The sequence below is a fragment of the Kluyvera sp. STS39-E genome, assembly GCF_040932435.1.
In the GTDB taxonomy this organism is placed as follows: Bacteria; Pseudomonadota; Gammaproteobacteria; order Enterobacterales; family Enterobacteriaceae; genus Kluyvera.
Map to the genome: position 1 here is coordinate 418,186 of NZ_JBFQGA010000005.1, position 14,526 is coordinate 432,711.

The window sequence follows — 14,526 nt, forward strand, 5'->3', positions numbered from 1 at the left end:
TTATCAGGCCTACAAAGTTGGCTATTTCAGGTAGGCCGGGTAGCCACCCGGCATAAATGTGAATCGATAAGACGGTTAAGCACAGCCTATTTAACCTGTTCCTGTAACCAGCCAATAAAGGCCTCGATTTTCGGCCACTGCCTGCCGGGCAGCGTGGTGATGTAATAGTGCTGGTGACATTTCAGCGCCATATCGCCAAATGGCGCCACCAATTCCCCGCTATCGAGGCGTTTTTGCACCAGCCGTTTGCGTCCCATTGCCACGCCAATATGGTTCATTGCCGCAATCACCGCCAAATCCGAACGATCGAAGCCAATGCCCGACGATGTCGGCAAGTTCACCTCATAATGCTGCGACCAGCTGTGCCACTCATCGGTGCCCGAATCATTGCTCCACGCCTGCCTGTCATGCAGTAACGTGCAGTGTGCGAGGTTTCCAAGCGAGCCGTTCAGGTCATAGCGCCGCGCGTAATCCGGGCTGCATACGGGCAGAATGGCCTCATCCATCAGGAAATGATTCGTCAGCTGCGCCGAGGGAGCATCATCAAAATAGATAGCCAAATCGACCCCGGCGCGCTGTAAATTCACGTTGTCATTACCTGTCAGCACGGTCAGAGAAATTGAAGGGTAGCGGCGGGTAAAATCACCCAACGCCGGAACCAGCCAGCACTGAGCGATAGAAGGACGGGAATAGACGGTAAGCGTCCCGGATAGCTCCTGATTTTTGATATCGAGGATTTCCTGATTGAGCGTATCCAGCGACGATTTCAGCGCCCAGAACACCCGTTTGCCTTCGTGAGTCAGTTCCACTTTGCGGTGCGAACGGACAAACAGCTGGATACCCAGTTCTTCTTCAAGCTGATTAATACGGTGACTGACGGCGCTGGGGCTTAAGGACAGTTCATCTGCCGCCATCGCGAACGACTGATGCCTAGCCGCCACTTCAAAAGTATACAGTTTTGACAGCTGCCAGCCGTTAAGCAGACGATTTCTGACCTCGCGAAGGGGATCCATATGCACCTCATCCATCCTAGTTTCACTCGTCGGAGTGTAAAAAAAACCTTGGCAAAAATCAGCCCAAAGATGAATCAGAGTGAATCATGTCGCATTAATAGGGCGTAATCAGACATTAATCACTCATTTGATTCAATTTACCTCATGTGAAAGTCGATTTTTATCGTTTGTCAGCACCCGCCTTATTTTTGTCCAATATCACCACGTTAATCACAGGGCAAGGTGAGCGCTATGCACTCTCAGATCTGGGTTGTGAGCACACTGCTGATAAGCATCGTGTTAATTGTTTTGACCATCGTGAAATTCAAATTCCACCCGTTTCTGGCGCTGCTGCTCGCCAGCTTCTTCGTGGGTGCCATGATGGGCATGGGGCCGCTGGATATGGTCAATGCCATTGAGAGCGGCATCGGCGGTACGCTGGGCTTCCTCGCTGCGGTTATCGGCCTTGGGACCATTCTTGGCAAAATGATGGAAGTGTCCGGCGCGGCGGAACGCATCGGCCTCACGCTACAGCGCTGCCGCTGGCTTTCGGCGGACGTCATTATGGTGCTCGTCGGGCTGATTTGCGGCATCACGCTGTTTGTTGAAGTGGGCGTGGTGCTGTTGATTCCGCTGGCCTTTTCAATTGCTAAAAAAACCAATACCTCATTACTGAAGCTGGCGATTCCACTGTGTACAGCGCTGATGGCGGTGCACTGCGTGGTTCCGCCGCATCCGGCGGCCCTGTTCGTGGCGAACAAGCTGGGCGCGGATATCGGCACGGTGATTGTCTATGGTTTGCTGGTTGGCCTGATGGCATCGCTTATCGGCGGGCCGCTGTACCTGAAATTCCTCGGCAATCGTCTGCCGTTTAAGCCGGTTCCGGCTGAGTTTTCCGATCTAAAGGTGCGCGATGAGAGCACGTTACCGTCGCTTAGCGCGACGTTGTTTACCGTGCTACTGCCGATTGGCCTGATGCTGGTGAAAACTGTCGCCGAGTTAAACATGGCGAAAGGCGGCACCGTGTATACGCTGCTGGAGTTTATTGGTAACCCGATAACCGCGATGTTTATTGCCGTTTTCGTGGCCTATTACATTCTCGGTCTACGTCAGCACATTGGCATGGGCGCGCTGCTGACCCATACCGAAAATGGTTTTGGCTCCATTGCTAACATTCTGCTGATCATCGGCGCAGGCGGCGCATTCAACGCTATCCTGAAAAGCAGCGGGCTGGCGGATACCCTCGCGCTTATCCTGTCGAATATGCACATGCACCCGATTCTGCTGGCCTGGCTGGTGGCGCTCATTCTGCATGCGGCGGTAGGTTCAGCAACGGTGGCGATGATGGGCGCAACGGCGATTGTCGCCCCAATGCTGCCGCTCTACCCCAACGTTAGCCCGGAGATCATTGCCATTGCCATCGGTTCTGGCGCCATTGGCTGCACGATCGTCACCGATTCCCTGTTCTGGCTGGTGAAGCAGTACTGCGGCGCCACCCTGAATGAGACATTTAAGTACTATACGACGGCGACATTTATCGCGTCCGTCATTGCACTGGCCTGCACATTCCTGCTTTCCTTTATTATCTAAGCGCAAAGAGACTGACTATGGAAAACATTCAAACACTTATCGCCAAGCATCCTTTAGTGGAAGATCTGGTTGCTCTTAAAGAGACAACCTGGTTTAACCCTGGCACCACCTCTCTTGCGGAAGGTTTACCCTATGTTGGCCTGACAGAGCACGATGTTCAGGATGCCCATGCTCGCCTGACGCGCTTCGCGCCGTATCTGGCGCAGGCCTTCCCGGAAACCGCAGCCAACGGCGGGATTATCGAGTCTGAACTGGCCGCGATCCCAGCCATGCAAAAACGGCTGGAAAAAGAGTACGGCCAGCGCATCTGCGGTGAGCTGCTGCTGAAAAAAGACAGCCACCTGCCAATTTCCGGCTCAATTAAAGCTCGGGGCGGCATTTATGAAGTATTAACTCACGCGGAGAAGCTGGCGCTGGAAGCTGGCCTGCTGACCACGGCGGATGATTACCGCGTGCTGCTGTCGCCGGAATTCAAGCAGTTCTTCAGCCAGTACAGCATTGCGGTTGGCTCCACCGGTAATCTCGGGATGTCGATAGGCATTATGAGCGCACGCATTGGCTTTAAGGTGACGGTGCATATGTCGGCCGACGCCCGCGCATGGAAAAAAGCCAAACTGCGCAGCCACGGCGTAACGGTGGTTGAGTACGAAGAAGATTATGGCGTGGCGGTTGAACAGGGGCGCAAGGCGGCACAGTCCGATCCCAACTGCTTCTTTATCGACGATGAAAACTCCCGTACGCTGTTTTTAGGTTACGCGGTCGCCGGGCAGCGCCTGAAGGCGCAGTTCGAGCAGCAGGGGCGCGTGGTCGATGCCAACCATCCGCTGTTCGTTTATCTGCCGTGCGGCGTTGGCGGCGGCCCCGGCGGCGTGGCGTTCGGCCTGAAGCTGGCATTTGGCGACAACGTGCACTGTTTCTTTGCGGAACCCACTCACTCACCGTGCATGCTATTGGGGATATACAGCGGCTTGCACGATGCCATTTCGGTACAGGACATCGGTATCGACAATCTAACGGCAGCAGACGGGCTGGCAGTGGGTCGCGCGTCGGGCTTTGTCGGTCGCGCGATGGAGCGATTGCTCGATGGCCTTTACACTCTCAGCGACCAGACGATGTACGACATGCTGGGCTGGCTGGCGCAGGAAGAAGATATTCGCCTCGAGCCCTCGGCGCTAGCGGGGATGACCGGGCCTCAGCACGTTTGCGCTTCATCCGATTATCAGCAGATGCACGGATTGCGCGCAGAGCAGCTTAATAACGCCACCCATCTGGTATGGGCCACCGGCGGCGGCATGGTGCCAGAGGCCGAGATGGCGCAGTACCTGGCGAAAGGACGCTAAGGGTAGTGAAAAAATACGCCAGCCCGGGATGCGGCTGGCGTATCACGTTTAGGCATCCGCCAACTGCTTGGCTTTCTGCTCTTCTTCCTGCTGTGCCTGCTCAGTCTCCAGCATCTTCTTCTCGTAGACCTTGAAGAACGGGTAGTAGATGGCCAGCGAGATAAAGAAGCAGACGAAGACCAGCCCGCAGGCGATCAGGTTCCAGTTGGTGGTAATCAGCGCCCCCAGCGGGGCGGGAATGGTAAACGGCGGCTTCACCATCATGCGTGGAATCAGCCCACTGATGGTAAACAGATACACCACCACCGTGTTCACCATCGGCGCGAGAATAAACGGCACCGCCAGAATCGGGTTCATGACGATAGGGGCGCCAAAGATCATCGGCTCGTTAATGTTAAACAGGCCGGGAATAAACGACAGCTTGCCCAGCGATTTCAGATAGATAACCTTCGAGCGGATAAACAACACCACCAGCGCCAGCGTAGAGCCGGTGCCGCCCATCTGGGCATACCACTGGAAAAACTGCTCGGTGAAAATATTCGGCAGATCGTAGGCGCTGGTTCCCGCCTGGAACAGCTCCATATTCTGCACAATCGCCTGATCCCACAGCGGGCGAATCAGCGGCCCCATCACCGCATGGCCATGAATACCAAAGACCCAGAACAGGTCGATAAAGAACTGCGTGACGATGCCGCCAAACAGGTTGGTACCGGTCATAAAGCCCTTCAGCGGCATGATGATGTAGCTGATGATGGCGTTGATATCGATATTTAAAAAGTGCCGCGGGATCCAGAAAATCAGCACCACCGCCAGCGTCGGGAACAGCGCTGAGAACGAGCTGGCAACCACCGGTGGCACGCCCGCAGGCATTTTAATTTCAATATTGCGGACTTTAATAAAGCGGTAGATCTCAATGGCAATCAGCGAGGAGATAATCGCACCGAACAGCCCTTGGGAGCTGAGCGAAGCCACCGGGATATAACGCCCGGCCACCGCCTCGCCTGCCACGGTGACGCCTTCTTTGATATTCACCGGCACAATCATCAGCAGGGTGGCGAGCATGGCCAGCAGGCCACTGGTGATGTCATTAAGCTTGTAGCTTTTGCCGAGGAACGAGCCGATGGTAAAGGCGGCGTACAGCGACATCAGGCCGACGGTAAAACGAAACGGTACATCCAGAATATCGCGCCACGGCGCGATAAAATCCATATAACCTTTAATCGGGATATTGAGCAAAATAACGAAAAATGAGCCCACGATGGTCAGGGGCAAAATAGAGATTAAGCCGTTGCGAATGGCCTGCATATGGCGCTGATTGCCAATGGCATTCGCCACCGGCAGCATTTTTTCAGCCAACCGTTCAAAGTACGACATGCTATTCCCCCGCAAACCCATTATTGGCAATCACCGTTGCAAACCACTGGCCGGACTTTTTCAGCGAACGCTGCTGCGTGGTTAAATCAAGGCGGTAGAAGCCGTAGCGATTTTTATAAGCGTTTTGCCATGACCAACAGTCAATAAAGGTCCACATATGGTAACCAAGGCAGTTGCTGCCATCGGCTATGGCCTGGTGGAGATAACCCAGATGCTCTTTCAGGAATTCAATTCGGTAGTCATCCTGCACTTGGCCATCAACCATAAACTGCTCTTCATCCTGAATACCGATGCCATTTTCCGAGACAAACCACGGCAAATTGCCGTAGCGCTCTTTCACCACCATGGCGATGTCATAAAGCGCCGCCGGGTAAATCTCAATACCGCGCGACGTATTCATCCGTCGGCCCGGCATAATGTATTCTTCAAAAAATCGCTCCGGCACAAAACCGTGCGGTTCTGCTAGGGGAGTTTCTCGCGCTTGTACCCGACGCGGGCGGTAGTAATTAATTCCCAGCAGGTCGATGCGTGTATTGGCAATTAACGCGCAGTCTTCCGGTAAATAGTCCGGCAGCTGGTTGTGTTGTTGCAGGATGTCGATAAGTTCTTTCGGATAGTGGCCTAATAAAATAGGTTCGTTAATACTGCGGGTATAGAAGAGATCGGCCATCCTAGCTGCCTGTAAATCTTCCGGCGTATCGCTGCGTGGATATACCGGAATCACATCCATAATAATGCCGATTTGTCCTTCAAGATTCAGCTCGCGCCATGCTGCCACCGCTTTACAGTGGGCCAGCACGATGTGGTGCAACACCTGCGCCGCACGGCGAAAATCGGTGACGTAAGGGTAGTGGCGAGGATGCAAATAGCCCGCTTCTGCCGGGATTAACGGCTCGTTGAAGGTAAACCAATAGCGCACGCGGTCGCCAAAAAGTTCGTAGCAAATACGCGCATAGCGGGCGAAGGCATCAATCGTTTCGCGATTCTCAAAGCCGCCCTTTTCCTGCAAAGCCATTGGCATGTCAAAGTGGTAGAGATTGATAAATGGCTCAATGCCTTGCGCACAGAGTTCATCAATCACCGCGTTATAAAATGCCACCGCCTGCGGGTTCACCTCGCCATCGCCGTCCGGAATTAAACGCGACCACGAGAGTGACGTGCGAAATGAGTTCAGGCCAATGTCCTTGGCGCGCTGAATATCTTCCTGATAATGCTGATAAAAGGTCGAGGTGTCATCGGATGTGACACCCTGATAAAAGCGTTCGTTAAAGTGGTGCGAGGCATGGTCCCAGATATTTTCGCCTTTGCCATCGCCAGCTACGCGCCCTTCAGACTGCGTTGCGCTCGTCGCGGTGCCCCACCAGAAGTCATCTGGAAAATGGTATTTCATCACCGGTCCTTATTGTGCTTGAGGTAATAAAGACAGCGCGTGATCCAGCACTTTATCGCCCTGCATCGAGCCATATTGCATCATATCAATGGCCGCCACCGGGACACCGTGCGGCGCGGCGGCGGTCGCTAGGCTTTGCAGCTGAAATTTCACCTGTGGCCCTAATAAAATAACGTCGGCCTCTTCGACAATCTGGCCAAATTCAGAAACCGGGACGGCGGTAATTTCCACCGCAATATCGCGGCTGACGGCAGACTGTTTCATTCTTTCCACTAACATGCTGGTCGACATGCCCGCAGCGCAGCATAAAAAGATCTTTTTCATCATTTCCCTCTGGCGTAATCAGCGTGATATTCCGCGACATGCGGCAAAGTTATTCTGCGTAGTATGGTACGGAGCAACAAGAGAGGAGCGGCACAAAACCGAGTTATGCCGCTGGTACTTTTTTAAAAGAACCTGAAATAAGAGATTAATTATTATTTATAAACAAGATAATACTGATGTTACTTTTAAAATCGAGAATGTTATTTTTATTCGTTTTTATGCATTAACTCGCATTCTGACGGGCAAATAATGTGGGTTCCGTGGAGGGGTTTAGCCATTTGCCACCCGCCTTATGCCGGTGGCAAACGGAAAGCTGTTATTGGCTGCGCTTTAATAGCGCCATCAGCTCTATCGGTGAACGCCGCTGTTTAAGGAGATCGCGCATCGCTTTCATATGCGGTGCGCTGTAGGTGAAGAAGTGGCGGTAGCCTGCGCAGAGTGCGCTTTTGCCAGAAGCTATGCGATGTTTTGGACAGTCACCGTGGCAGAAGCGGTACACCATGCATTCACGGCATTCATTCGGGAGAGCAGCGCCATCACAGGCAATTTGCGCGGGGTGGCCGCGCCAGATATTCAGCGCGCAATCAAAGTGATGCACACGTATTTTCCCCATATCCTCACGAACCCAAAGATCGAATACGGCGACAAGAAAGGCGCCCCACTCCTCAGGCTGCACGGATGCCGGGCTTAGGCTGCCGCTATCCTCAGTCTCAACCAGCGGAATAAACTGTAAAAAGGTGGCGCCCAGATCGCGGAAATAGCGGTAAATATGCTGAGGCTGCTGGCTACTGCGTCGATTGACCACGATTTGTAGTTTCTGCGCGTGAGGAGATGCCATAAGCTGCGCGGCAATGCGCGGATGAGAGGCCTCATCAACGCCGTATGCATCGTCGCGTATCAGGAGGCTCTGGCGTGCGGAGAATTTGGGGCAGTGAGAGCTGCTGAGATCGCAGCACGGCTGCGCGGGTTCATTCTGACATCCTGTCATTTGAAATCCTTTATGAAAATAATAAGTTGCTGTATATGAGTGATAGCAAACAATATTGCGAGAGACAACACCGCGAAGGAGATCAAGAATTTGTCACGTACCGTACGTGGCTGAACGAAATCGCTTTGCGTCACGTCCATGACATTACGGCTGCGGGTGTACTGCCAGAGAATGGCCGCGACCATCGCCAGCACGCCTATCGACACCCAGAAAAACGCCCCAGCCTGATGCCAATTGTGCTTCAGCGCCAACGCCATTAATGCGCCATAGCCCAACATGGTGCGAAACCAAGCAAGCGAAGTGCGCTCTGGCTGAAGCCCTGGGTCAGCCTGACGCCTAGCCTTGCGGCTATCCGCCATAGAACACCAGTAGCATCACCACCGCCGCAACGATAACCAGCATCAGGCTAATCACCAGCAGGCTGCGGGTGTAGGGCAAATCCTCTTTGAGTCGCATCGCTTTTTCGTTACGCAGCCAGCGCAGATAACCGTATATCGCCAGCCCTCCGGCAAACAAGCACAGCATCAGCGCCAGCGCTTCACGAATGACCGGCGTGGCAAAATCCGGCGCGAGCTGATCGAGCCCGACCCCCGCAGCCAGAAAGCCCAGCGATGTGCGTATCCATGCCAGAAAGGTACGTTCATTGGCGAGCGAAAAGCGATAGTCAGGCGCCTCTCCGAGGCGAGCAATTTTCATGACGATTCCTGAGTCGATAATGGTCAACTAATTAACATTATCGCAATCGTCCTCATTATGCCGCTGAGTTTTACGCGCGCATCGTCACAAAGATTTCTTCTTTTCGATAACAGGGCGGGTGACCGGCACCCGAGGATGCCGGTTTGGTGAGATTAGTGCAGTTCCGGCCAGTAATCCTTATTGGCCTCAATCAAATCATCAAGAATCGCTTTCGCCACCGAGGCGCTTGGCACGGTTTTCGACAGAGCAATGGCCTGCCACAGTTTGTGGTAAGAGCGCTGTTCCCAAGCATCAACCACCAGTTTTTCCACCGCGACTTGCTGGCCCATCATCCCTTTCTGGAAGTTAGGGATATCACCTACGGTGAGCGGCTCTGGCCCGTTATGGCCAACCAGGCACGGAATTTCGACCATCGCATCGGCGTCAAAGTTATGAATCGCGCCGTTGTTTGGCACAATCAGCAGCATCCTTTCCTGGGTATTGAAGGCAATAGCGGCAGCCAAATCGACAATGTAGGAAGCATGTTCATCGATTTCCAGATCTCCCGCGGTGGATTTCCCTGCGGCAATAATCGCCCGGCAGGCGCTAAAGACGTTTTTCTCACGGTGATCCATCACCTCGTTGGCGCGGGTGCGTTCCGGGTTAGAGTGCGCCACCACGTAGTCCGGGAACAGATAGTATTTCAGGTAGGTGTTCGGCATGGTGTCCGGATCAAGCGCCTGCACATCTTTCGCTTTCGCAAAGGTGTCGTTCCAGCTGGCTTCCGTGTGCGGATCGTTAGATGGTGGAACATAGCCGTATTTAGCCACATGTTCGCGCAACTTCGGCATCAGATCGTTACCCTGAAGGTCTTCAATGGATGTCCACCAACCGAAGTGGTTCAGACCGTAGTAACGGACGCGCATTTGCTTACGATCCTGCAGGCCAACAATTTGCGCCATTCTCCCCTCAATGCCGATGGGCATATCGCAGATATTGAGGATTTTCGCATTCGGACGCAGGCGGTGGGTGGCTTCTGCGACAATCGCCGCCGGGTTGGAGTAGTTCAGCATCCAGGCGTTCGGTGAATATTGTTCCATGTAATCCACCAGCTCCAGTACGCCACCGATGGAGCGCATGCCGTAGGCAATTCCGCCCGGCCCGCAGGTTTCTTGGCCCAGCACGCCGTGGCGCAGCGGGATTTTTTCATCTTTTTCACGCATCGGATATTTACCCACGCGAATGTGCGCCATCACAAAATCGACGTCGGTGAACGCTGTTTTCGGGTCCGTGGTGTAGCTAAATTCAATCTCTGGCGCCTGTTCTTTCATGATGACCTTGCACGCTTCTGCAATGGTCTCCTGGCGCGCGCCATCATTATCGTAAAATTTCAGCGACCGCAGCGGGAACCGGTCCTGGTTTGCCAACAGCATTAAAACGATACCCGGGGTAAAAGTACTGCCGCCGCCTGCGATAACAACTGAGAATTTTTTCATGATACTGCCTCCGTCATGGTGGTGTGTTCGGTCGGTAGAGAAGTTTTCATTAAGCTTTCCAACTGGTCGCGTACCTGTGGGACATGCAGACCGACAATGACCTGTATGCCATTGCCGCGCCGCACGACGCCGTGTGCGCCCAGCGCCTTAAAGATGTCGTCGCTTTGTGTCTTCGCCATATCAACCAGCGCGATACGTAAGCGCGTGGCGCAGTTGTTGACGCTCTCAATGTTGGCGGCCCCGCCCAGCGCCTGCAGAATGCCTGCGGCCTGACTGGGTTTACCGGCAGCCTCGCCATCGGTGGTGGTTTTTCCGCGTGCGGCTTGGTAATCCGCTTTGCTATAGAGTTTGATTTCACTGTCTTCGCGGCCTGGCGTTTTCAAGTTGAAATGCAGGATTAGCGCACGGAAGACCACGAAGTAGAGCGCGGTGAAGCTCACCCCAATACCTATCTGGATAAACATCATCGAGGCGTGATTGTGGAACATCGGGATCCAGTTCTGTGGCAGGAACTGATCCAGCAGGCCGCCGCCAAAATTCCCCACCACGCCGCACATATACATCACCGTTGCCATGGTCGCCGCCAGCAGCGCATGAATGGCGAACAGCAGCGGAGAGATAAACAGGAAGGTAAACTCAAGCGGCTCGGTTATCCCCACCAACATCGCGGTGAGCGTTGCGGGGATCAGCAGCCCGGCAACTTTTACGCGGTTTTCCGGTGCGGCGGTGAAGTACAGCGCCAGCGCAATCCCCACGGAACCGAAGACCTTAGAGTTGCCGTGCAGGGCAAATCCGCCTTCCGGGAACAGCGTTTTCAGCGATTGCGTACTTTGGCTAAACGCCTGCAAGTGTTCGGCCCAATAGACCTGAATGCCACCCTCTACCGCCGCTGGGCCAAAGATGAACGGACCGTAGACAAAGTGGTGTAGCCCGGTGGGAATAAGAATACGTTCAAGGAAGGTGTAGACCCAGACGCCAAGCGCTCCGGCGCTGCGGAGGAATACCTGTAGCGATTCAATTCCCATCTGCACTTTCGGCCAGCCAAGCAGGGTCAGCCAAGCGCAGGGGATCATCGCTAAGAACGCCACAATGACGACAAAGGAGGAGCCTTGAAAAATGCCGAGAAACACCGGGAGCGGTTTATCGAAAAATCGGTTGTGTAGGGCAGTGACAAGGCCAGAAATAACAATTGCACCAATGATGCTGGTATCAAGCGTCTTAATCCCGGCAATCATCGTCAGGCCAGTACCTGCCACCGGATCGGCGGAGAAGTCGACGCCAAAAAAATGGCCCCAGGTCATCCCCATCGCATTGATAAAGTAGTTCCAGGTCAGGAAGCTCACCAAAACCGCCAAACACGCGCGGCCCTGTGCCTGCTTGGCCAGACCAATCGGCAGACCAACGGCAAAGATCAGCGGCATATTACGAAATACCGTCCAGCCGCCCTCTTCAATGATGTGAACAATCTGAGCAAATAAGCTATCGGGTGCGGTGAGAGCCTCACCAACGAACATCGGATTGCGAAGCATAATGGCGATGCCCACCACAATCCCGGCAAAGGGAAACAGTAAAACCGGGGTAAACATTGCGCCGCCAAAGCGTTGTATTTGACTGAGCATTGGGAAATCCTCATTTAACAACTCGTAGGGTAAGTGGCCTTATTTGTGTTGATCTTCGGCCTGCTACGAGAATAGGAATTTGCCCGTCTAACAACATGTTATGGAGTTGCGATTCGTGATCGCATTCATGGTTTTAATGAGAGCAATGTTGTCTACTTTTTCTATAAAAAATAGACATGTTTGAATCCACTTTTTTTGCGCTTTCAAGAAAGGCTCTGTATTTGCCTGTAATAAGTTAGTTTTAAATAAAAAACGGCGGTTCAATTACTAGCCAACCGAAACGATAAGAGGTCTCGTAGTGATCTATAAATCGATTGCCGATAGATTGCGTTTACGGCTGAATTCGTCCGATTTCAATATCGGCAGCCCATTACCGGGCGAGAAAAAGCTGGCTGAAGAGTTTGGCGTGGCGCGTATGACCATTCGAAAAGCCATAGATCTGCTGGTTGAATGGGGGCTGGTCATCCGGCGGCACGGCAGTGGCACCTACGTGGCGCATAAGGATGTCCATCATGAAACCACCAACTTAACTGGGCTTGCGGAGGTACTGCGTCAGCAAGGGAAAGAGGTGGTCAGCAAGGTACTGATTTTTGAAATGATGCCTGCGCCGCCGGCTATCGCCAGCCAGTTGCGCATTCAGATTAACGAGCGGATCTATTTTTCGCGCCGGGTGCGCTACGTGGATGGCAAACCGCTGATGCTGGAAGACAGCTACATGCCGGTCAAGCTGTTCCGTTCCTTGTCGCTGGTACATCTGGAAGGGTCAAAATTTGATTACATTGAGAAAGAATGCGGTATCACCATCAGCGGTAACTACGAAAGTCTAACCCCGGTGCTGGCAGACAAACAGCTGGCGCTATCGATGAATCTGCCGGAACAAACGCCGCTGCTGCGTATTACCTCCCTTTCCTACAGCGACAGCGGCGAGTTCCTTAACTATTCCGTCATGTTCCGTAACGCCAGCGAGTACCAGGTTGATTATCACCTGCGGCGTGTACAGACCGTTAGCTCATCCCCCAGAACAGCACCGCCAGAAGCTGCGGGGTAATGATGCGCAGGAACATTACCAGCGGATAAACCGTGGCATAAGAGAGTGCAGCCGCTCCGCTGGTCGCGTGCAGATTGTTGGCAAAGGCCAGCGCAGGGGGATCGGTCATAGAGCCTGCCAGCATGCCGCAAAGCGTCAGGTAGTTCATCTTGGCAAAAATCCGCGCCAGAATACCAACCGTCAGCAAAGGGATACCGGTAATAAAGATCCCATAGCCAATCCAGCTCAGGCCTTCGCCGTGCAGCAGCGTTTCGACAAAATCACCGCCGGATTTTAGCCCCACGACCGATAGGAACAGCACAATCCCTAATTCCCGCAGCGCCAGGTTGGCGCTCGGCGGCATAAACCAGTACAGCTTGCCGATACTGCCAATACGCCCGAGGATAAGCGCCATAATCAGCGGCCCGCCGGCTAGACCCAACTTCAACGCTACCGGGAAACCGGGGATAAACAGCGGAATAGACCCCAGCAACACGCCCAGTCCGATACCAATAAACACGGGCAGCATCTGCACCTGCTGGAGTTTTTGCTGCGCGTTGCCAAGATCAGAGGCTACCGCTTCAATCGCCGCTGGGCGCCCCACCAGGTTTAAGATGTCACCAAACTGCAGGCTGGCATTGCTGCTGGCAACCAGCTCAACCCCAGCGCGGTTTAAGCGGGAGATCACCACGTCATAGCGCTGTTTATAGTGTAAATCGCGGATTTTCTTGCCCAACACCTTTTCGTTGGTGACCACCACCCTTTCCACCTTCATATCCGTCCCGCGCGTCGACAAGGAGGTTTCCACCTCTTTGCCAATCACTAATTGCGCGTTGTGCAAATCCGCCGCTTCACCGACTAGGTGCAGCAGATCGCCGGTTTCAATAATGGTGGCGGGGGACGGCACCATCAGGGTTTCGCCTCGTTTCAGGCGCGAGCAGATAATTTTATCGCTGTTAATCACCGGCACATCCTGAATCGCCATACGGTTCAGGTTAGGGTTTTCAACGCGGATGTTGATGGTTTTAAGATGCGAATGCCCAGACCCCGCCTGCTCATCGAACAGCTGGGCCTCTTTTTCGACGTTGATACGAAAGAACAGACGCACCAGCCACATGGTGAGCAAAATGCCGCAAATACCAAAGGGATAGGCCATCGCGTAGCTCATACCCATTTGGTCAACGACGCTGAACGGTTCACCGAGATCGCGCAGGATTTGCTGCCCGGCACCCAGCGCAGGCGTGTTGGTGACCGCGCCGGAAAAAATCCCCAGCACCACGGGAAGCGGAATAGCGAAGATTTTATGCAGCAGCGTTGTGACCAGGCCGCCGAGGATAACAATCAGAATGGCAAATAAATTAAGCCGCAGACCGGATACCCGCAGCGAGGCAAAGAACCCCGGCCCGACCTGGATGCCGATGGTGTAAACGAACAAAATCAGGCCAAACTCCTGAATAAAATGCAGCATTGGGCCACTCAGGGTAATGCCTGCCTGCTCGACAAAGTGGCCAACGATAATCCCGCCAAATAGCACGCCACCAATACCAAAGCCGATACCGCGGATTTTGATATTGCCAATCCACAGCCCCACAACTGCAACCAGCGCCAGAACGCTGACCGTCAATGCTATATCACTCATCGTCTTTTCCCTGTGATTAACATTACATTCAGTATGGATTATGACCGAAGGTCTGGGGGATTGTATGTAGTA

The 14,526-nt window shown here is 53.6% G+C and carries 13 protein-coding genes; 3 read left to right on the forward strand and 10 right to left on the reverse strand.

Features of this window, described 5'->3' with window-relative positions:
* Positions 1-86: 86 nt before the first annotated feature.
* On the reverse strand, positions 87-1,013 hold the full coding sequence (gene dsdC / locus AB4K05_RS13665; RefSeq protein ID WP_368480498.1) for a DNA-binding transcriptional regulator DsdC: 927 nt from the start codon (positions 1,011-1,013) through the stop codon (positions 87-89).
* Positions 1,014-1,244: 231 nt separating this feature from the next.
* Here dsdC and dsdX point away from each other — a divergent pair, with 231 nt between their 5' ends.
* Both dsdX and dsdA read left to right on the forward strand, forming a co-directional pair.
* Positions 1,245-2,582, forward strand: coding sequence for a D-serine transporter DsdX (dsdX, locus tag AB4K05_RS13670; protein ID WP_368480499.1), 1,338 nt, complete (start codon positions 1,245-1,247; stop codon positions 2,580-2,582).
* 17 nt (positions 2,583-2,599) lie between these two features.
* Positions 2,600-3,922: a D-serine ammonia-lyase gene (dsdA, locus tag AB4K05_RS13675; RefSeq protein ID WP_368480500.1), complete on the forward strand. Its 1,323-nt coding sequence runs from the start codon at positions 2,600-2,602 to the stop codon at positions 3,920-3,922.
* Between the two features lie 48 nt (positions 3,923-3,970).
* On the opposite strand, the gene AB4K05_RS13680 is transcribed toward dsdA, so the two are convergent.
* From AB4K05_RS13680 to AB4K05_RS13715, 8 genes are all read right to left on the reverse strand, one after another.
* On the reverse strand, positions 3,971-5,296 hold the full coding sequence (locus AB4K05_RS13680) for a PTS sugar transporter subunit IIC (protein ID WP_368480501.1): 1,326 nt from the start codon (positions 5,294-5,296) through the stop codon (positions 3,971-3,973).
* A 1-nt stretch (position 5,297) separates the two neighbouring features.
* Positions 5,298-6,686, reverse strand: a complete 1,389-nt coding sequence (locus AB4K05_RS13685; protein ID WP_368480502.1) for a glycoside hydrolase family 1 protein — start codon at positions 6,684-6,686, stop codon at positions 5,298-5,300.
* 9 nt (positions 6,687-6,695) lie between these two features.
* The gene (locus AB4K05_RS13690) at positions 6,696-7,010 is read right to left on the reverse strand and encodes a PTS sugar transporter subunit IIB (protein ID WP_368480572.1); all 315 of its coding nucleotides are present in this window, start codon (positions 7,008-7,010) and stop codon (positions 6,696-6,698) included.
* Between the two features lie 316 nt (positions 7,011-7,326).
* Complete coding sequence (locus tag AB4K05_RS13695; protein ID WP_368480503.1) at positions 7,327-7,998, reverse strand: radical SAM protein; 672 nt, start codon at positions 7,996-7,998, stop codon at positions 7,327-7,329.
* Positions 7,995-8,357 carry a DUF202 domain-containing protein gene (locus tag AB4K05_RS13700; protein ID WP_368480504.1) on the reverse strand — a complete coding sequence of 121 codons (363 nt, stop codon included), beginning with the start codon at positions 8,355-8,357 and terminating at the stop codon, positions 7,995-7,997. Before AB4K05_RS13700 ends, AB4K05_RS13695 begins: the two co-directional genes overlap by 4 nt.
* The gene (locus AB4K05_RS13705; protein WP_368480505.1) at positions 8,347-8,694 is read right to left on the reverse strand and encodes a YidH family protein; all 348 of its coding nucleotides are present in this window, start codon (positions 8,692-8,694) and stop codon (positions 8,347-8,349) included. Before AB4K05_RS13705 ends, AB4K05_RS13700 begins: the two co-directional genes overlap by 11 nt.
* A 152-nt stretch (positions 8,695-8,846) precedes the next feature.
* Positions 8,847-10,169 (reverse strand): 6-phospho-alpha-glucosidase, encoded by a 1,323-nt coding sequence (locus AB4K05_RS13710; RefSeq protein WP_368480506.1) that lies wholly within the window; start codon positions 10,167-10,169, stop codon positions 8,847-8,849.
* The gene (locus AB4K05_RS13715) at positions 10,166-11,788 is read right to left on the reverse strand and encodes an alpha-glucoside-specific PTS transporter subunit IIBC (protein ID WP_368480507.1); all 1,623 of its coding nucleotides are present in this window, start codon (positions 11,786-11,788) and stop codon (positions 10,166-10,168) included. Before AB4K05_RS13715 ends, AB4K05_RS13710 begins: the two co-directional genes overlap by 4 nt.
* Before the next feature lie 298 nt (positions 11,789-12,086).
* On the opposite strand from AB4K05_RS13715, the gene AB4K05_RS13720 reads away from it, so the two are divergent.
* Positions 12,087-12,836, forward strand: a complete 750-nt coding sequence (locus AB4K05_RS13720; protein ID WP_368480508.1) for a GntR family transcriptional regulator — start codon at positions 12,087-12,089, stop codon at positions 12,834-12,836.
* Here the strand turns inward: AB4K05_RS13720 and AB4K05_RS13725 are convergent.
* A complete protein-coding gene (locus AB4K05_RS13725) occupies positions 12,793-14,454 on the reverse strand; it encodes a putative transporter (RefSeq protein WP_368480509.1) in 1,662 nt (553 codons plus the stop codon). The two genes, AB4K05_RS13720 and AB4K05_RS13725, sit on opposite strands and share 44 nt — an antisense overlap.
* Positions 14,455-14,526: the final 72 nt, after the last annotated feature.

Bases quoted from the DNA above. Each gene is read 5' to 3' on its own strand.
- dsdC (WP_368480498.1), bottom strand. From the start codon at position 1,013: ATGGATCCCCTTCGCGAGGTCAGAAATCGTCTGCTTAACGGCTGGCAG.
- dsdX (WP_368480499.1), top strand. From the start codon at position 1,245: ATGCACTCTCAGATCTGGGTTGTGAGCACACTGCTGATAAGCATCGTG.
- dsdA (WP_368480500.1), top strand. From the start codon at position 2,600: ATGGAAAACATTCAAACACTTATCGCCAAGCATCCTTTAGTGGAAGAT.
- AB4K05_RS13680 (WP_368480501.1), bottom strand. From the start codon at position 5,296: ATGTCGTACTTTGAACGGTTGGCTGAAAAAATGCTGCCGGTGGCGAAT.
- AB4K05_RS13685 (WP_368480502.1), bottom strand. From the start codon at position 6,686: ATGAAATACCATTTTCCAGATGACTTCTGGTGGGGCACCGCGACGAGC.
- AB4K05_RS13690 (WP_368480572.1), bottom strand. From the start codon at position 7,010: ATGAAAAAGATCTTTTTATGCTGCGCTGCGGGCATGTCGACCAGCATG.
- AB4K05_RS13695 (WP_368480503.1), bottom strand. From the start codon at position 7,998: ATGACAGGATGTCAGAATGAACCCGCGCAGCCGTGCTGCGATCTCAGC.
- AB4K05_RS13700 (WP_368480504.1), bottom strand. From the start codon at position 8,357: ATGGCGGATAGCCGCAAGGCTAGGCGTCAGGCTGACCCAGGGCTTCAG.
- AB4K05_RS13705 (WP_368480505.1), bottom strand. From the start codon at position 8,694: ATGAAAATTGCTCGCCTCGGAGAGGCGCCTGACTATCGCTTTTCGCTC.
- AB4K05_RS13710 (WP_368480506.1), bottom strand. From the start codon at position 10,169: ATGAAAAAATTCTCAGTTGTTATCGCAGGCGGCGGCAGTACTTTTACC.
- AB4K05_RS13715 (WP_368480507.1), bottom strand. From the start codon at position 11,788: ATGCTCAGTCAAATACAACGCTTTGGCGGCGCAATGTTTACCCCGGTT.
- AB4K05_RS13725 (WP_368480509.1), bottom strand. From the start codon at position 14,454: ATGAGTGATATAGCATTGACGGTCAGCGTTCTGGCGCTGGTTGCAGTT.